General features: G+C 34.2%; 17 protein-coding genes. 14 read left to right on the top strand and 3 right to left on the bottom strand.

Annotation, left to right across the window (positions count from 1 at the left end; genetic code table 11):
- Positions 1–169: 169 nt before the first annotated feature.
- From P176_RS19915 to P176_RS0102545, 3 genes are all read left to right on the top strand, one after another.
- On the top strand, positions 170–1,054 hold the full coding sequence (locus tag P176_RS19915) for a glycosyltransferase (protein WP_051605377.1): 885 nt from the start codon (positions 170–172) through the stop codon (positions 1,052–1,054).
- Positions 1,055–1,226: 172 nt separating this feature from the next.
- Positions 1,227–2,171: a glycosyltransferase family 2 protein gene (locus P176_RS0102550; RefSeq protein ID WP_037348651.1), complete on the top strand. Its 945-nt coding sequence runs from the start codon at positions 1,227–1,229 to the stop codon at positions 2,169–2,171.
- A gap of 23 nt (positions 2,172–2,194) precedes the next feature.
- Entirely contained in the window at positions 2,195–3,196 is a 1,002-nt protein-coding gene (locus P176_RS0102545) for a glycosyltransferase family 2 protein (protein WP_026753225.1), read from the top strand.
- A 125-nt stretch (positions 3,197–3,321) separates the two neighbouring features.
- Here the strand turns inward: P176_RS0102545 and P176_RS0102540 are convergent, their stop codons facing one another.
- Together P176_RS0102540 and P176_RS0102535 are read right to left on the bottom strand one after the other, a co-directional pair.
- On the bottom strand, positions 3,322–4,041 hold the full coding sequence (locus P176_RS0102540; protein WP_026753224.1) for a hypothetical protein: 720 nt from the start codon (positions 4,039–4,041) through the stop codon (positions 3,322–3,324).
- A 173-nt stretch (positions 4,042–4,214) separates the two neighbouring features.
- Positions 4,215–5,084, bottom strand: a complete 870-nt coding sequence (locus tag P176_RS0102535; protein WP_026753223.1) for a hypothetical protein — start codon at positions 5,082–5,084, stop codon at positions 4,215–4,217.
- Positions 5,085–5,330: 246 nt separating this feature from the next.
- Here P176_RS0102535 and P176_RS0102530 point away from each other — a divergent pair, with 246 nt between their 5' ends.
- The 11 genes from P176_RS0102530 to P176_RS0102480 all read left to right on the top strand — a co-directional run bounded on the left by P176_RS0102530 (position 5,331) and on the right by P176_RS0102480 (position 16,637).
- Positions 5,331–6,719: an asparagine synthase-related protein gene (locus P176_RS0102530; protein WP_026753222.1), complete on the top strand. Its 1,389-nt coding sequence runs from the start codon at positions 5,331–5,333 to the stop codon at positions 6,717–6,719.
- A 2-nt stretch (positions 6,720–6,721) separates the two neighbouring features.
- Entirely contained in the window at positions 6,722–7,708 is a 987-nt protein-coding gene (locus P176_RS19910; protein ID WP_026753221.1) for a glycosyltransferase family 2 protein, read from the top strand.
- Positions 7,709–7,722: 14 nt separating this feature from the next.
- Positions 7,723–8,304 carry a serine acetyltransferase gene (locus P176_RS0102520; RefSeq protein ID WP_026753220.1) on the top strand — a complete coding sequence of 194 codons (582 nt, stop codon included), beginning with the start codon at positions 7,723–7,725 and terminating at the stop codon, positions 8,302–8,304.
- Positions 8,297–9,397 carry a glycosyltransferase gene (locus tag P176_RS0102515; RefSeq protein WP_026753219.1) on the top strand — a complete coding sequence of 367 codons (1,101 nt, stop codon included), beginning with the start codon at positions 8,297–8,299 and terminating at the stop codon, positions 9,395–9,397. The genes P176_RS0102520 and P176_RS0102515 overlap by 8 nt, the downstream gene beginning before the upstream one ends.
- Entirely contained in the window at positions 9,390–10,244 is an 855-nt protein-coding gene (locus P176_RS0102510; protein ID WP_026753218.1) for a sulfotransferase, read from the top strand. Before P176_RS0102515 ends, P176_RS0102510 begins: the two co-directional genes overlap by 8 nt.
- Positions 10,245–10,397: 153 nt before the next feature.
- Positions 10,398–11,723 (top strand): MBOAT family protein, encoded by a 1,326-nt coding sequence (locus tag P176_RS0102505; protein WP_369793737.1) that lies wholly within the window; start codon positions 10,398–10,400, stop codon positions 11,721–11,723.
- 1 nt (position 11,724) lies between these two features.
- Positions 11,725–12,627: a hypothetical protein gene (locus P176_RS0102500; protein ID WP_026753216.1), complete on the top strand. Its 903-nt coding sequence runs from the start codon at positions 11,725–11,727 to the stop codon at positions 12,625–12,627.
- Positions 12,627–13,835 (top strand): glycosyltransferase family 4 protein, encoded by a 1,209-nt coding sequence (locus P176_RS0102495; protein ID WP_026753215.1) that lies wholly within the window; start codon positions 12,627–12,629, stop codon positions 13,833–13,835. Before P176_RS0102500 ends, P176_RS0102495 begins: the two co-directional genes overlap by 1 nt.
- 52 nt (positions 13,836–13,887) lie before the next feature.
- Complete coding sequence (locus tag P176_RS0102490) at positions 13,888–15,078, top strand: glycosyltransferase family 4 protein (RefSeq protein WP_026753214.1); 1,191 nt, start codon at positions 13,888–13,890, stop codon at positions 15,076–15,078.
- A gap of 127 nt (positions 15,079–15,205) precedes the next feature.
- A complete protein-coding gene (locus tag P176_RS19905) occupies positions 15,206–15,943 on the top strand; it encodes a bifunctional 2-polyprenyl-6-hydroxyphenol methylase/3-demethylubiquinol 3-O-methyltransferase UbiG (RefSeq protein WP_197022132.1) in 738 nt (245 codons plus the stop codon).
- A gap of 106 nt (positions 15,944–16,049) precedes the next feature.
- The gene (locus tag P176_RS0102480; protein ID WP_156032939.1) at positions 16,050–16,637 is read left to right on the top strand and encodes a sulfotransferase; all 588 of its coding nucleotides are present in this window, start codon (positions 16,050–16,052) and stop codon (positions 16,635–16,637) included.
- A gap of 60 nt (positions 16,638–16,697) precedes the next feature.
- Here P176_RS0102480 and P176_RS19900 read toward each other — a convergent pair whose 3' ends face one another.
- The gene (locus P176_RS19900) at positions 16,698–17,543 is read right to left on the bottom strand and encodes a bifunctional 2-polyprenyl-6-hydroxyphenol methylase/3-demethylubiquinol 3-O-methyltransferase UbiG (protein ID WP_051605375.1); all 846 of its coding nucleotides are present in this window, start codon (positions 17,541–17,543) and stop codon (positions 16,698–16,700) included.
- Positions 17,544–17,564 lie beyond the last annotated feature (21 nt).

Below are 17,564 nucleotides of genomic sequence, written 5' to 3'. Positions count from 1 at the left end.
CAGACTTTGCTAATAATTAGGATGATTAATAATGCTAATTGGTTTAATTAAAATCAATTACGATTCATTTATATTTTGAATTTTTTTTCAAGAAATTAACCATTAAAAAAATCTAATTTAATTTGTTCAATTTATAATGATTAATACCCCACCAGTAGTAAGCGTCTGTATGATTACCTATAATCATGAAGATTATATTTATGAATCAGTTATAAGTATTTTAAATCAGCAAGTGTCGTTTTCTTATAATTTGATTATTGCAAACGATTGTTCTCCAGATAATACAGATAAAATTATTGATGATATCAAAGCATCTCATGATAAAGGATATTTAATTAATTATTATTCTCACGCTAAAAATATTGGAGTCCATGCAAACTTTGAATTTGCATTAAACAAATGTAAGGGACAGTATGTAGCTGTTTGTGAGGGTGATGATTATTGGATAGATAACCTTAAATTACAAAAACAAGTTGATTTTCTTAACAAAAACCCCAATTATAATTTAATCACAGGTTACGCACGCCAATATTTTCAAAATGATAATTTGTTTAAAGACCCTCTTGTTTACGAAAAGTTATCTTTTGATTTTCGTGATATGATTTATCAAAATCATTGTTCTACATGTTCTACAATGTTTAGAAATATTTTTAATGACACTGAGCCGTTTAAATTATTAAAGAATTTAGGAGCAGATAGACAGTTGTGGATAAGGGTTTTGGGTAAAAATGCTAAAGGAATGAAAATGGATGAAATTAATGTGGTATATAGACGACATGATAGCAGTTTAACTGGTAAAAGACGTGCTTTGAATCCAAATTTCCTCGAAAAGATAGGTTATATAAAATCAAAAATAAGAAAAGCAAACTATTGGAATGATTACTTTGACGGAGAAGCAACAGCTTCTGTTATAAGTTTAAAGAGTAAATTATATAAAAAAATAGTGAGATTATCTAAAGATGAAAAGCAATGGAGCTATTTTATACTATACGTATTTAAATTTTATATATCCAAAGTACTCATTCAATATAATAATATAATTCATTCCAAATAATAGTTGAAAATTTTCTAGTTTTAATAATTTATGTTTTGCATTAGACACATTAAAAAATCATAAGAGACTAATTGATTTAAGTGAAAAGCATTGTGATTAATTTATAAAATAGGTCTAATGTCGATCTGTACGAGGTGTAAAAACAATTAGTACTGTTAAAGATCTTATCAAAATGGATTCAAAAAAAAGAAATGAAAATCTTTTTATCATCATTGTATCTTATAACGGCACGTTATGGATAGAACGCTGTTTAAGCAGTTGTGCTCATCATAACATCATTGTTGTTGATAATGGCTCTACAGATGCTACCGTGGCAACAATAAAACGAAAGTTTCCAGAAGTGATCATGTTCGAGATGGAGGAGAATCTCGGTTTTGGTCAAGCCAATAACGTCGGTATGGCACACGCTCTAAAAAATGGTGCTGAACATGTATTTCTGCTTAATCAAGATGCCTATCTGGTAGATGATGTGATAGAACGATTGAAAGCTTTCCAAAAAAATAACCAAGAATATGGTATTTTGAGTCCCATTCATATTAATGGCGAACAAAACAAATTAGATCGAGGTTTTTTTAAATATGCCCTAAAAGCTGAAAAAGATAACTTTATATCAGACAGCGTGATGGATAAGTTGCTGAAACCGGTTTATGATGTGCCATTTATTAACGCGGCTGCCTGGCTTATTTCTAAAAGATGTCTTGAAACTGTGGGAGGGTTTGACCCCATCTTCTTTCATTATGGAGAAGACGTCAACTATTGCCAACGCGTGTTATTTCATAAATTCAAAATAGGGATTATACCAAACACATATGTCATACATGATAGAGAAGCGCGGACCAAGGAAATACCAAAACCTTTTTCAAGAGCGTACTACACAAAGTATGAGCGCCACCAAAAATTAGTTCTGGCAAATATAAATCGTAATGACATCTCTAAGCAATTGAAATTTAGATTCCGATTTTTAAACGGTCTTTTATTAAAGGGGATTTTAAAATGTAACAGACATGAAGTTTCAGAATCAGTTTTAAAACGACGTATTTTAAAAACAATAGAGCGCGAAATCTTACAAAGTCGAAATTTAAATACCCAAGAAAAAGCCAATTATTTAAAGCTATAATTTATATACCTTAAACTTGCAATATGAAAGTGGGCCTAGTGATTACAATAAAGAATGAAGAACGTATTTTACGTGATAATTTGTTGTATCATAGCGCTATTGGTGTGTCAAATATCTTCATTTATTTTGACGGATCTACAGATAATAGTAGAGCGTCCATAGAAGATTTGGAAAATGTTTGCTGTCTTGAATCCGTTTCTTCTGAAAAATATAAGCAATTTGATTTTTTGAAAAAATTTACTGCACAAGCAGCTTCGATGCATACGGCAAGACAGTGTCTAAATATTTATGACGCTACCCAACGCTGTAAAGCATTAAAGATAGATTGGTTATTGGCGATGGATGCAGATGAATTGTTTTTATCTGATACAGAGCATCCTACAGATGTCACTACCTTTTTTGAGCAAAACAGCAGCTTTGATATTATAAAGCTAAAGCCTTTAGAGGTTATTTCTAGAAAAAAGAGCTACGAGAATGTCTTTACTCAGGAAACCTTATTTAAGTCTCAACCACGCTTTAAATATTGGAATGATCGTATATATTTTAAATTTTATGATCCTTATAATGATGAGACCTTTTCTCACCAAGCGTGGCTTGGTCATACCATGGGCAAATGTGCCATCAATGTAAATTCTAACTTAAGACCTCGAAACGTTCATCGCTTTGTTTCTATAGATGAACGTAAACTGAACACCATTTCCAAGGGGCGTTTACTGCATTATTCATTATATGATTTTGATGACTTCAAAAAAAAGTTTCACAATATAAAGCACCGACCAGACGTATTTTTAAACGGGAAGAAGTTACCTAGAATGGCCTTAATTTGGAGAAATTTAGTGAATGACCCAAATTTTGATGACTTATATTTAGAAAATTACTTTGTTGAAAATTTATTAGTGGATGAAAAAAAACTAAAATGTTTTTACAAAACCAGATTTTTTAACCTTTTAAAGCGAAGTGAAACTGCTGTTGTTGAAATTGATTATGTTAAAGCTGTTTTCGCTTCTATGTTAAGTTCGAAATAAAAGCTTTAAGTGTATATAGAATAATCATTTAAACGTTTGCGAGACTATAAATAATAGTCAATGAATTTGTAACAACTTTTTCTTTTATAGTTTGATAAGCATAATTGAATAGCGAAAATAAGGTGTTATTTTAGACTTCGTTTTATTTTATTAAGTATTCGTTTTAATATATTTAGTTTTTTCTTCGAATTGTCAATGGCATGACAGCCCACCCAATTTTGGTGATTGCCATCGCTAAATGGATCTATATGAGATTTGCTTTGAGGTATGAGATCTATCCATTTATTTTTTTGTTTGGAAGCAATACAAAAAAGATAAACAGATGCATTTTTATGAGAATTAAAGGAACAGTACATGAGATCCATGCCATTCTCCTTAAATAAATTATCCATGGTTTGGGGTGTAAATCTCCAATAATCACCGTAGTCTGCATGCATTTCTTGTAAAAATGGAACTACGACAATAGCGATATCCTTAGTCATTAAACACAAATTTTTTACAGCAATTTGTACTTGGTAAATATGTTCTAGCACAGTATGGTTAAATACAACGTCAAATCTGTTTATCAAATTTTGTGGAAGTTCAGAGGAGAGATCAAGAAAGATTTCATTTTCCATATCTTGAAAACCTCTAGCTTCACTTTTGTAATTGGTAATTATATAATTACTAGCATTATAAAAATAGTTCTTATAGGTATTACCTTCTTTATCAATATCTTTCCAACCACTTACATTGGCAATATCTCCAGAGAATAAGTGTGCAAATTTAGATAGCTCTCGATTGCTCCAAACTCTAGGGAGTCTGAAAACACGATCGATATTGTCATAATATTCATCTCTGCCCATGCGTTCTTTTCAAATAGTTATACTTTAAAAATAATTAATTTTGCCACAAACCGCTAACGGTAATTTAAAGCGGTTTGCTTCATTGCAATAAAAAATCTTTTAATCCTTTATTCGGCTCATATTTTAGTTTCTAAACTAGAGCTTATCTAATTACTCGGAATTGTCTTCGTAGTTTATTGAAAAAATTTGCTTTTAATTTTAGCGATTAGCGGTTTTTTCTTAGGAATCAAGTCTAAATCTTTACTGTAGTTTATCCCGTAGCTGTTTAAGATCTCTTCTGTGAATTCGTTCTTAACAGAAGCTAGAGCAGGTTTTTCTTTGATGTTGAATTTTTTTTGCAATAACTCTATTGTTTTTTGATCAAATTCTTCGGGAGATGGGTATTGTCTTTTGTCAGAAAAATAGCCGTCTAAAAATCCACTGGAAGCTATTTTATAATCATGATCTGTAGCGCTCTTTTCTAGCCAAGATGCCAAAAGACTTCTCCATCCTTTATGTTTGATTCCGTGAAAATAGGCCTTTCTATAGATGTCTTTATAATTTTGTTCAAAATCATGAAGGGCAAAAATCTTTTTTTCTACTATCACATCATAACCACGTTTAATCATTTGATTATAAATAGCAGACTCGGGTCTTAAATTATTTCCTTCATTGTCTATTAAGTCGAGGGCCGTTTTTAGATGTTCTGTTTTGTAAAGGTGAGGTCCACCTTGGCGAATCCCACATCTAAACTTATCTAGTATAAACCCTTGGTAAACATATAATTTTTCAGATTTTAATTGGGCTTGGTTGACCATTATGGAAATAGAATGAGGCAGTAATAGCAAATCGGCATCGATGGCTAAAGTCCATTTTCTATTTTCGGCTAACCCTATTTCAAATGTTTTTTGTACAGCTTTAATAAAAGGGACTTCTTCAATGAGAAAAACATTAGTTTTATCAATTTCCTTTAGTACGCTATTCAAACATACCTCTATTGATCGTTCTTTGGATGATCTTATAATTACTGTAACATCATTATTTAATAAAGTATCAATTGGCATGAATAAAATAATTTCATTAGATGGCCTCTAAAGTGCTTTTAATTTTCTTAAAAGCAAAGCAATATTGAATTTTTATGACGAAAGATTTATGTAGTTCATATTCTCAAGAATATGTTTTCAAAATTATATTACAATCCTTTTCACATGAGCGTGTAAACTTAATTTTTTACAACACATATGGTAATTGTCATTTTTAAAGTATAAGTTTTAATCAAAAGGCATTATTGTATTATATTCGTTCACCATATGAAATCCATTAAAACACCTATTCTTCCAACTAAACAAACCTTTATAGATGAGGTCGGTAATCACAATGACCTTCATCTAGAAGCTATCTGTGTTTATGTGACTACAGGTTTTTTTATGGGGGAGGACACCTTTTGGAAGGGAAAACGTTGTGCTTTGCCTGGCCATCGCTATGATTTTGAGGATAATGGATCTTTAAAAGAAAAGAGACCTTGGTTTCAGTGGAGTTATAATCCTCGTGATATTTCATTTGATCAAGCTCTAGAAGAGTATATTGAGTTATTTGCACAAATCACGAAAGATCAAATTGGTGATAATAATGTTATTTTACCCTTATCCGGAGGGTTAGACAGCAGAAGTCAAGCCATGATTCTTAAAAATTTTGATAATTCGGTTCAAGCCTATAGTTATAGTTTTAAAGGGGGATATCCTGAACATAAAATAAGTCAGCAAATCGCAGATGTTTGCGGATTTAAGTTTACCGGATTTGAAATTTCTAAAGGATACTTATGGAACTGTATTGATGAATTAGCCAAAATAAATCAATGTTATTCAGAATTTACCCACCCTCGACAAATGGGGGTGTTGCCACAATTAAAAGAGATGGAAGGTGTTTTTTCTTTAGGCCATTGGGGTGATGTGTTTTTTGATCGCGGTGTTCCGGAGGGTACTACAGAAGCTGATGTTATCCCGATGCTTTTTAAAAAAATGGTAAAACCAGACGGTTTGGCATTAGCAGAACGGTTATGGGCGTATTGGAATCTAGAGGGTAATTTTAAAGACTATTTTGTGTCGCGATTAGAGGTTTCATTGGCAAAAATAGAAATTGATAACCTAAGCGCAAAAGTAAGAGCTTTTAAAACTTCTCAGTGGGCACATCGCTGGACAACGACCAATTTGAGTGTGTTTAAATCAGCACACCCCATTACGTTACCCTATTACGATGACCGCATGTGCCAATTTATTTGCACTGTTCCAGAGGCTTATTTGGCCGATCGCCGTTTGCAAATAGCCCATTTAAAACAAGGTAAAGCTTTGTCAAATATTACGTGGCACGCACAAAAGCCATTTAATATCAATACGTACACCAATAATAAACTGCCTTATAATTTACCTTACAGGATTGGCTCTAAATTACATCGCACGTTTAATGGCATAATTGGGAACCCTTATATACAACGTAATTTTGAGTTGCAATTTTTAGGAGCAAATAATGATGCGCAGCTTAAGCATTATATATTTGATCAAGAGTTTTTAAATTTTATACCAAAATCTATTGTAGAAGATTGTTATAGAAATTTTAATGGTAAAAACTATGTCCATAACGCACACGCTCTAAGCATGCTGCTCACGATGTCTTTGTGGTGTAAACATTTTTATAATAAGTAATTATGAAATTATCGGTCGTAATTCCTGTCTATAATGCTGCTGAGTTTATTGAGAAATCCTATCGTTCAATTGCAGAACAAAACCTTAAAGATTTCGAAATTATCTATGTGAATAATAATTCAATTGACAATTCGATAAAGAAAATAAATAAAATTCTCACTAATGATAAGCGAGTAAAACTAATAGAACAACCGAAACAAGGAGCTGCCGCAGCTCGTAATTTGGGGATTGAAGAAGCTCATGGTGATTATATCTACGTGTTTGATGTTGATGATGAAATCTATCCAAATGCACTCAATGCCATGATATGTGTTTTGGATAGTCACCCCAAAGCTCATGCTGTTTTCGGCAAAATGGTCAAGTCTAAACATAGTATTGCAAAGACCATAAAACCGGAAGACGAGACAAATGAAGTTATCATTAAAGAAAAGCCTTACTGGGGTTTGGCATGGTTTGCAGATTTAAGCATTGTGGTTGGGCCACCTGCATTTCTATATAGAAGATCGGTATTTAAATCTATAGGTACGTACAACGAAGCAATAAGGAACAATGAAGATACCGCATTTGATATTAAATTAGGAATGACATGTACAGTTGCCTTTTTAGATAGGTATGTGTATTTATACTTTAAGCACGAATCATCTACAATACAAACTTCCAAAAGACAAATGCCAAGAGCTTTTATGGTCTGGCCAAGATTGGTAAAGGAGCATCTGCCATTCTATTTAACAAATGAGGTCCCCATTTGTTTTAAACATTTGCTCTTTACTCAAATTTATCAATCTATGGGGCGCCAAATTGAATATACTAAGGGTTTAAGTGAGCGTAAAAAGTTAAAATCGGTTTTACTAGACGATATTAATTCTATTAACGTTCCCGTTTTGATTAAATTTTATTTAAATATTTTGGTATTTTTTTCTTTCGCACCTGTTCGAAAAATCTATAGTTACTATATTGTTCCAGCAGTTATTAAAAATAGATCAAATTGAACCTAGTTGTTTTTATGAATTTAAAACTGAAACATCTTTTAAAAAAATTGGTATTGCCTTCTCTATACAAGACTTATGTGGCAGAAAATGAGATTATTGCTGCTGATATACATCAAACATTATCGGTAAGAGGTAGTAAGGTAGCTTCAAAATCTCTCAAAGAACAATTTTATCATCTCATGCACTACTATCCTGAGTTTGCTTTTATATTTTTTTGGCGAATTAAAACATCAAATTATCGTTGGAAAAAATTATTCAGTAAATCATTTCATTGCAAAATATTTGGAAGCACCAAAATTGATGGCGGTTTAATGTGCTATCATCCTTTCGCAACGGTAATTAATGCAACATCTATTGGTAAGAATTTTCAATTTCGTAATGGTTTGACAATTGGAAATAAAGGAAACGATAATAGTCAGCTTCCAACAATAGGGGATGATGTTACCGTAGGCGCTAATGTGGTCATCATTGGCGACATTACTATTGGCAACAATGTGATTATAGGAGCAGGATCTGTTGTTGTTAAAGATGTACCATCTAACGTTATTGTTGCTGGTAATCCAGCAAAAATCATTAGATATCTAGATCATGGCTAAGCGTATTAAAATTTTATTTACAACCTCTAATTTTAAAACAGCTGGCAGTGGTAAGGTGATTTATGATTTAGTTAAGGGTTTAGATAAAAGCAAGTTTGAGATAGAAATTGCTTGCGGACGCGATGGGGGTGAATTCTTCAAAACTATTACAGAATTGGGGTTGCCAATACATGTTTTCAGTACCAAAACGCAGTATCGCCCATATGCAACTTTGTGTTTTAGATTAAAACGTTTATCAAGTTTTATTAGAGCCCATAAGTATGATATTGTTCATTCCTGGCAATGGAGTAATGACTGGACGGAAGCTTTATCTTCTAGGATGGGGGGAGCCAAATGGATTTACACTAAAAAAGCGATGGGTTTTAAAAGTAAACATTGGCAAATAAAAAGTTATCTGGCTAATTTTATCATTACCATTAACGATGAGATGCGTGATTATTTTCCTTACAAAAAAAATCAAGCACTTATTCCACTAGGTATAGATACCGATTACTATAATCCTACATTTTTTGAAATACCTAATGATACCAATACATTTAAAATTATAACCGTAGCTAACTTAGTTCCCGTAAAAGGGATTGAAGTATTGATTAAAGCGGTACACCTTCTGCAAAATCATTCTATAAAATTGACCGTTTTAGGCACTAATGACAATGCTTATGGAGACTACTTGAAATCGCTTTGTAAAGATTTAAAAATTAATCATCAGGTTACTTTTATACAGAATCAACCAGATGTAAGACCTTATATTAAGGCGTCTGATCTCTATGTGATTCCAACACTTGATGAGGGCAGAAAAGAAGGAATGCCTATGGCGCTTGTTGAGGCCATGAGCATGGCAATTCCTGTTTTAGGTTCTCGTATTTCGGGAATACAGTTTGTTCTGAGAGATTTCCAAAATTTGTTGTTTAATGCTGGAGATATTTATGCGCTTAAAGACAGTATTGCACATATGATGGACAAATCTATAGAAGATCGACACCAACTTGGGATGAGCTTAAGGCAATATTGTAAAGATGAGTTTAGCCTTGATCTTTTTATCAATGCTCATGAAAGGCTTTATAATAAATTGATAACTCGTGCCAATGTCTAGGTTTAATAAACATATCATTATTGTTGGAACAGCAAGAAGTGGTACCAGTTGGTTATCTGAGACCATGGCCCAACAGCCTCGTTATCGCATGTTATTTGAGCCCGAGCAAAACACCCGTACTAAACGTGGCTACTTGCTTTGTGATCAATGGCTTAAATCTGAAAAAAGCTCTCCAGAAGCGCATCGGTATTTGAAGCAAGTTTTTGCCAATCGTGTAGACTGTGATTGGATTGCCCAAAACAGTAATCGTAAATTCAAGCGGCACCTCTGGCCTTTAATACCTAAAAAGTTTATAATCAAGTTTGTACGCTGTAATTTAGCGGCAAAATACATGAATGAAACCTTCGGGATTCCAGTGTTACATTTGATAAGAAATCCTTATGAACTCTTAGCTTCACAGCATCGGGTGAATTTTCCGTGGTTAGAGGATTTGTCTTTGTTTGCTCAACAGGATGGCTTAAGAGATTTTATCAAGATAAATTTTAATTTTGATTTAAGACAGATGGATCAGCTTTCTGTTTTACAATTGAGAGCGCTGCGCTGGTGCATTGAAAATGTGTTACCATTAGAAATTTTTGAACATTCATCAGATACGTACAGAGTGGTTTACTATGAAGAATTGGTAAAGGATCTGAAATTGTTTTATGATATCTGCCAACAATTTAAAATTGAATTTAGGGACAACATTGAAGCTTTTTACAAATTACCATCTTCAAAAGCTCATAGCCAAGGTGTGGTTGCAAAGCAACAAAATATCTCAGAGACATTCACCTCTCAAGAATTGAAGGACATCAATAAGATTTTGGATATATTTGACACTAAACTATATCCAAGACACTATCGCTAGCATTTAAATCTTAAGTGATTTCAACAGCTCTTAAAAGACCACCTTAATACCATGCTCTTCAACTCCCTAGATTTTGCTTTGTTTTTGCCAGTGGTATTCTTATTGTACTGGTTTGTTACAGATCGATCTCTTCGATGGCAAAACCTTTTAATTGTGTGTGCCAGCTACGTGTTTTATGCTTGGTGGGATTATCGGTTTTTAGGCCTTATTGTTTTAAGTACTCTGGTGGATTATCTCGTAGCGAAACAACTCGCTAAAGAGGTCACAATTAAACGTAGGAAGTTATGGTTGGGTATTAGCCTGCTTTTTAATTTGGGCTTACTCGGTTTTTTTAAATATTACAATTTTTTTATAGAGAGTTGGATCGGCGCTTGGGATACTCTTGGTGTCCATATGCAATCCAATACGCTTAAGATTATCTTGCCGGTAGGTATTTCCTTTTATACCTTTCAAACCTTGAGTTATACCATAGATGTATATCGAAGAGACTTAAAGCCGACTCATAACTTCATCCAATTTATGGCTTATGTGTCCTTTTTTCCGCAATTAGTGGCCGGACCCATTGAGCGCGCCACAAGTTTGCTTCCTCAATTTCAAAGCAAAAGGTGTTTTGATAGTAAATTCGCCATGAGCGGGTTTTATTTGATCATTTGGGGTTTGTTTAAAAAAGTGGTGGTTGCAGACAACTGTGCGTTTTTTGTGAATCAGATTTTTGATATGCCTTCCGGTTATTCTAGTTTGGAGTTGGTGTTAGGTGCTGTTTTATTTGGATTTCAAATTTATTGTGATTTTTCTGGATATTCAGATATTGCGATAGGGGTGGCCCGATTATTTGGTTTTTCCTTGATGACGAATTTTTCATTTCCTTATTTTTCTAGAACCATAGCGGAGTTTTGGAGACGTTGGCACATTTCTTTATCGACTTGGTTTCGAGATTATCTTTATATTCCATTGGGTGGTTCTAGAGGGCCTTTATCTATGAAATTGCGTAATGTGATGCTAGTGTTCTTGGTGAGCGGACTTTGGCACGGTGCCAATTGGACCTTTGTCATTTGGGGATGTATTCATGGGTTGCTGTTTTTACCGTTATTACTAAGTCAGCGTAATCGTACTTTTGTGTCGACAACAAGATTAAAATGGCATCAGATCCCCAGTGTCTTATTCACTTTTGCTATTGTGGTATTGGCTTGGGTTTTTTTTAGAGCAGACTCGATCACTATTGCCTATGGATATATGACTAATATGCTTAAATTCTCAGATTTATCCTTGCATTTGTTTTATAAGTCTTCGAAAATGATACTTTTTAGTGGAATTATTTTATTTTCACTTTTAATACTTTTTGGGTTTGAGTTTTTAGCTGTACAAAGGGAGCAACGAGAAGTGAAATTGACGTCGGGTACCGCGATTTTTATTGCAATGCTTATCATCTTTATGGGGGTATTCAAAAATCCATCAGATTTTATTTATTTTCAGTTTTGATATGCAGCGCTTTTTAAAACGTATTGGAGTCATTTTTATAGGCATTTTTATAATCGCCAATTTGCTATCGTATTTGAGTTTATGGGCATTGCGACAAGGCAGTTTTTATAAGCCCAGTTATTTGATAAATGAGATTAAAACGCAAAATTTTGATTATATTGTTTTAGGAGCGAGTACGGGTTTAACGACATTGAATACCAAGGTTATTGATTCTGTATCTGGAAAAATAGGAATCAACCTCTCGATGGACGATACTACATTGTCAAGTCATTATCTCATGTTAGAGCATTTTTTGGCTCAGGGCAAATCAACTTCAGTTTGCATCATTGCTCCAAGTGTTAATACATATGCGTCAAATTATAACAGCTTAAGCGATAATGACTATCGATTTCTACCCTATGTTAGTGAAAGTTATGTGTCTAGGTATTTCGGTGAGTATTCGGAAAATGAAGCGCGTTTACTTTATTTGAGTCAATGGCAGCCCATGCTCGGTGTCTCTTATTTTAATGCAGAACTATTTTATCCCGCTATGGCCAGTTTCATCCAACCTAATAAGCACAATCGCTTTGACCAATATGGAAATTATACGTATCCCGCTCGCCATCTCATCGATGCGCAAATTGATAATCGTGAGATTATAAATCTAGAGTTTAAAAACCTGTATTTGGAGAAAATGAAGCAATTGTGCGATGCAAATGATATAACGCTCATTTGTTATTTGTCCCCTTTAAAATATCAGTCTGTAGAGGGTTTAAATACAAGCTATCATGTGATTAATCATACCAGTATTCTGAATAACGAGATGTATTTTTATGATACCATTCATGTAAATCATTTAGGGCGTCAAGTAGTAAGTGAACAAATAGCGATAGATTTGGAAGATTATTTTAAAACGCAGCACTAATGTCGAAAGTATTAAAAATTGCTGTGTATTCTGGGGAAATTCCAAGTACTACCTTTATTGAGCGCCTCATTGTAGGACTTTCTAAAAAGGATTGTAAAGTTTATCTATTCGGAGTTTTGTCTCAACGGATGTCTTATAATGCGTCGGTAAAGCTGCTCGGCTATCGTCAAAATAGACTTTTTAAACTCCTCTATTTGTTAAAATATAATAGTTTGCTTTTTTTTACTAAAGCCGCTCAGAAAAAACAATTTGATCGTTTTTTGAAATCTGAAGGACGCAATGATTTATATAGTAAAGTCAAATATTATCCAGTGCTCTATTATCAACCAGACGTTTTTCATTTGCAGTGGGCTAAGGGAATTGGTGAATGGGCTTGGGTTGAAGATTTTGGAATACGTTTGATAGTGAGTCTTAGAGGCGCACATATTAATTATTCACCCATTGCAGATGCTGAGTTAGCAGATGAGTATAAAACATATTTCCCTAAAATCTCTGGATTTCACGCGGTGTCGAAAGCAATCGCTAAGGTTGCTGTAACCTATGGAGCTCCTGCAGATTTGATTAAGGTGGTCTATAGTGGGTTGCCTTTGGCAGACATTCAAACTGAAATTGAAACGGAACGGGAAGCTTCAGGATTGGATAATCTCGATATAAAGACCTTACACATTATTTCAGTGGGCCGTCCCCATTGGATCAAAGGTTATGTTCATGCGCTCGACGCTTGTAAGCAACTGAAGCGTTTAGGAATACCTTTTACTTATACAATTGTTGGAGGAAATAGTGATATAGAATTGCTGTATCAAATCAATGATTTAGAACTCAACGGGGAAGTGACTTTGACAGAGCATCAATCATACCAAGCCGTACAGATGCTTATTGAAAATGCTGATGTATTACTTTTACCAAGTCATAAGGAAGGTGTTGCTAATGTGGTATTAGAAGCTATGGCTATGGGAACTTTAGTTCTGTCTACAGATTGTGGTGGGATGAACGAGGTGGTTGTTGATGGCGAAAATGGTTTTTTAACGCCTATTCGAGACTTCAAACATATGGCAGAACGCTTACAGCATATTTCTAAGTTATCAACAGAAGAAAAAACAAAACTAAAACGTAATGCTATTCAAACCATAACAGCCCAACATACAGAGCCCTTAATGATTTCTAAGATGATGGCTCTTTATGCTGATGTGGTTGCTAATAATCTGTAAGGTTTAAGTTTAAAAATTCACCTTAAGGCACTATTAAAATTCTAAAATTGACATGAAACATAAAGCTCAAAAAAAAAGAATTGGTTTGGTGCTGTCTTCTGCTCCTGGGTATTCTGAGACTTTTTTTCGAAATAAAATCAATGGACTACAAGCTCAAGGACATGATGTGATTTTATTTGTGGATTATGCTCCAGATCCAAATCAAAATTATCCTTGTCTAGTTGTTACAAATGCGCAATTGGATGGTGCTTTTGTAAAACGGTTTATAGGATTATTAGGTATTTTCCTGCGTACACTTTTTTTACATTTTAGGAAGAGCGCTCAACTTTATCAATTGGATCGAGCCGATGGACTTCCTTTAAAGTCTCGTGCTAGAAATCTTATTTTGAATGAGTTTTTACTCAATTATTCCTTAGACTGGCTCCATTTTGGGTTTGGTATGTTGGCTTATCAAAGAGAAAATGTTGCCACAGCTATTGGAGCGCAAATGGCGGTAAGCTTTAGGGGATTCGATTTATATTTGTCGCCTCTTAAGCATCCAGGGTGCTATGATTTACTGTTTAAAAAACAAGTCTGTTATCATGTGCTCTCTCATGAAATGAAAAACACCTTAATAGCGCAAAAAGTGTCTTCAGAACATATCACCGTGATTACTCCAGCTATTGATACTGAATTTTTCAAAAATGTGATTCAAGAAGAACAGAAGAGTGTGCTTCGAATCGTAACAATTGCCAGACTACATTGGAAAAAGGGCTTAGAATATACTTTGGAGGCTTTGGCGCAGCTAGCTCAATCTGGCGTGGTGTTTCAATACTCGATTATTGGAGCGGGAGAGGAACAGGAGCGTTTGGTGTTTGCTGCATATCAATTAGGTGTTTTAGAGTCGGTTAAGTTTTTAGGCCAATTAACCCCAAAAGCCATTAGAGAACAGTTGGCGCAGTCGGATTTGTATTTGCAATACAGTATTCAAGAAGGGTTTTGCAATGCCGTTCTTGAAGCTCAAGCCATGCGTCTTTTATGCGTGGTGAGTGATGCCGAAGGCCTTTCCGAAAATGTCTTGCACAATAAAACGGGTTGGGTTGTACCTAAACGCCAACCGAGCTTACTTGCAGATCAGATTATGAACATCCTCAAGTTGTCGAAGGCAGAGCAGCAGAAAATTAAAACAACTGCGAGTAGACGGGTTCAAGAAGAATTTAATCTTTCAAAACAACAAATAGAATTTGAGCAGTTCTATGCGTAGTAAGCGTATTTTATTTTATTAAATCTTTTCTTTTAAGGTTTAGCTTTTGTGATTTTACTGCGGAATTTTATACAATATGACCTATTATTGTACAATAATTGAAGTTGAGCACTATAACCTCTTATCAATGACAAACTATGAGCTGTTACGTTGGTTAACGTTTCCTGTAATGACGGTACACTTACAGACCGTAAGGCGTGATGTTAGGCATCTGGTAAAATCCTTAAAAAAGACCCGTAGATCCGTTTCAATTTTGGATGTTGGTGGTCGAAAATCTCCTTATACTATCGGATTATCAGCATCGATTACCCTTTTGGATGTGCCCCAAGAGCAAGGCACTAAACAGGATCTTAATCTTGGTTTTACCGAGTCTATTTTAAAGACTATTCAAAAAAAACGTTCTAATATCTCAGACTTAATTATTCAAGACATGACCACATCAACACTCACTGATGCCAGCTATGATGCTGTTACCTGTATTGAGGTCATAGAGCACGTTCCCAATGATGAAGACTTTGTAGCCAATATTTCTAAAGTGATCAAACCCGGTGGATGGGCTTACTTTACCACACCAAATGGTGATTTTATAAAAAACGAAGGTCCTGACCGTAACATGGATCACGTGCGGCACTATACTAAATCTGAATTACAATCTTTACTTGACCGCTATTTTAAAAAAGTAGAGGTACGGTATGCAGTTAAAACAGGAACTTATAGAGTGATGGGATTAAAAGGTATCAAAGCCTCAAATCCTCTTGGGATAATAAAAACAGCTTCTGCCAATATCATAAATGGTTTTCAGTCTAAAGGGCTTGAAAATACATCTATGGAAACGGCCCATTTGATTGCTGTAGCCTATAAGTGAATGAGGAATTTGCCAGATTGTTATAAAATAATTTTTAAAAGTATTGGAACAAAATTTCAATAATCAAAAGATTGTTTCCAATGCAAGGAAACATAAAGTCTTTATTTTGGGCTTCCAAAAAACGGGCACTACCTCCTTGGAACATGCGCTTCAGTTTTTGGATTATAGAGTATGTGGCGGGGTTAAACATTTAATGGATTTTGAACATTCCGAAGACTTGCAAGAGTATTTAGTCAGCCTGCTCAAAAACTGGGACGCCTTTCAAGATATGCCATGGCCTTTATTTTATAAAGAACTGTACGAGCTTTATCCTGATGCTAAATTTATACTTACCATTAGACCTACCGAACAATGGATTAAAAGTGTAGTGAACTATTTTGCAAGTATTAGAGTTCCCTTACACCAAAAAATTTATAAAGTACCTTGTGCCGAAGGTCACGAGGTAGTCTATAAAAAAGTCTATAACCAACATAATAATGACGTTATTGCTTTTTTTAAGAACAAACCTAACTTTATAATTATGAAACAAGGTCTAAACTTTGATTATGATACTCTATGCGGTTTTTTGAATATTGACAAAGTGCCGCAGATGGCTTTCCCCCATGCCAGAAATAATAAAAAACGTCAATTGCCAAACTATAAATTATATCGTGATCTCCGCTCGCTCTATTGGAATTTCAAAAAGAAATATTGATTTGAGCGATGGATCTATTTCGCAATATATTCACTTCAAAGTTTAGACTGACTTTTTTATTCATTTAAAACAAATGAATGCTAAGTCATTTTTTCTAATGCCGTATTCTGACTGAGACAATGAATGTAAATCTATAGTTTCTACCTCGCTGAAATACAACTGCATTTTTTCAATCACTTCTAGACCATAATGTCTAAAGTGACCGTTGCTATCTGTTTGCTCAAATTCAACGGTTTTAGCGATGTGGTAGTCTCCTGGTATCGTAATGACAGCCTTACCATTTTTCTTTAATATTCTTGAGATTTCCTTAAAGGCTTCGTCATCATTAGGGACGTGCTCAATAACATGATTACAGAGAACATAGTTAAAACTAGCATTAGCGAATGTAAGTTTTTGTACATCTTCATTTGGGTAGTCAACATCTACAGAATAATAATCTGTTGTTTTGACATCAATCTGCTCGAGACTATTTTGGATCACATTCATCAATATTTTTTCTGGGGCAAAAAATAAAAGTGACAACTGTTTGTTTTCAAAAATCTTGCTCAATAAGATAGAAAGTCCGCGATGTCTTGATCGTGAGTCACACTGTGGACAATTGGAATTGTAATTTACTCTTTTAGCATTGCAAGTTGTAATAAAACCAGGTCCTTTCCAATGACAGCAAGGGCAGATTACTTTTTTCTGATTCTTTTTGAGAATAAAAGTAGAGATATTTGAAGCCGTTGATTTTAAATTGTTAATCAACAAGTTCAAATTACCATTCAAAACATAAGTTTTGAGATTTGTCAATAATTTGGAAATTAAACTTTTCAATGTAGGAGATCCTTTGCCTTTCCAGCCAGGATTACTTTTGGAAACTTGACCAACATTTTTAGTATTTGTATTCGTAAATGATGCTTTCATGACCTTATAGGCTTTCTCTTA

The sequence above is a fragment of the Sediminibacter sp. Hel_I_10 genome (genome assembly GCF_000688335.1).
Taxonomy (GTDB): domain Bacteria; phylum Bacteroidota; class Bacteroidia; order Flavobacteriales; family Flavobacteriaceae; genus Psychroserpens.
Note: the sequence above shows the minus strand (reverse complement) of the source record. Positions and strands in the feature narration are given on the sequence as shown.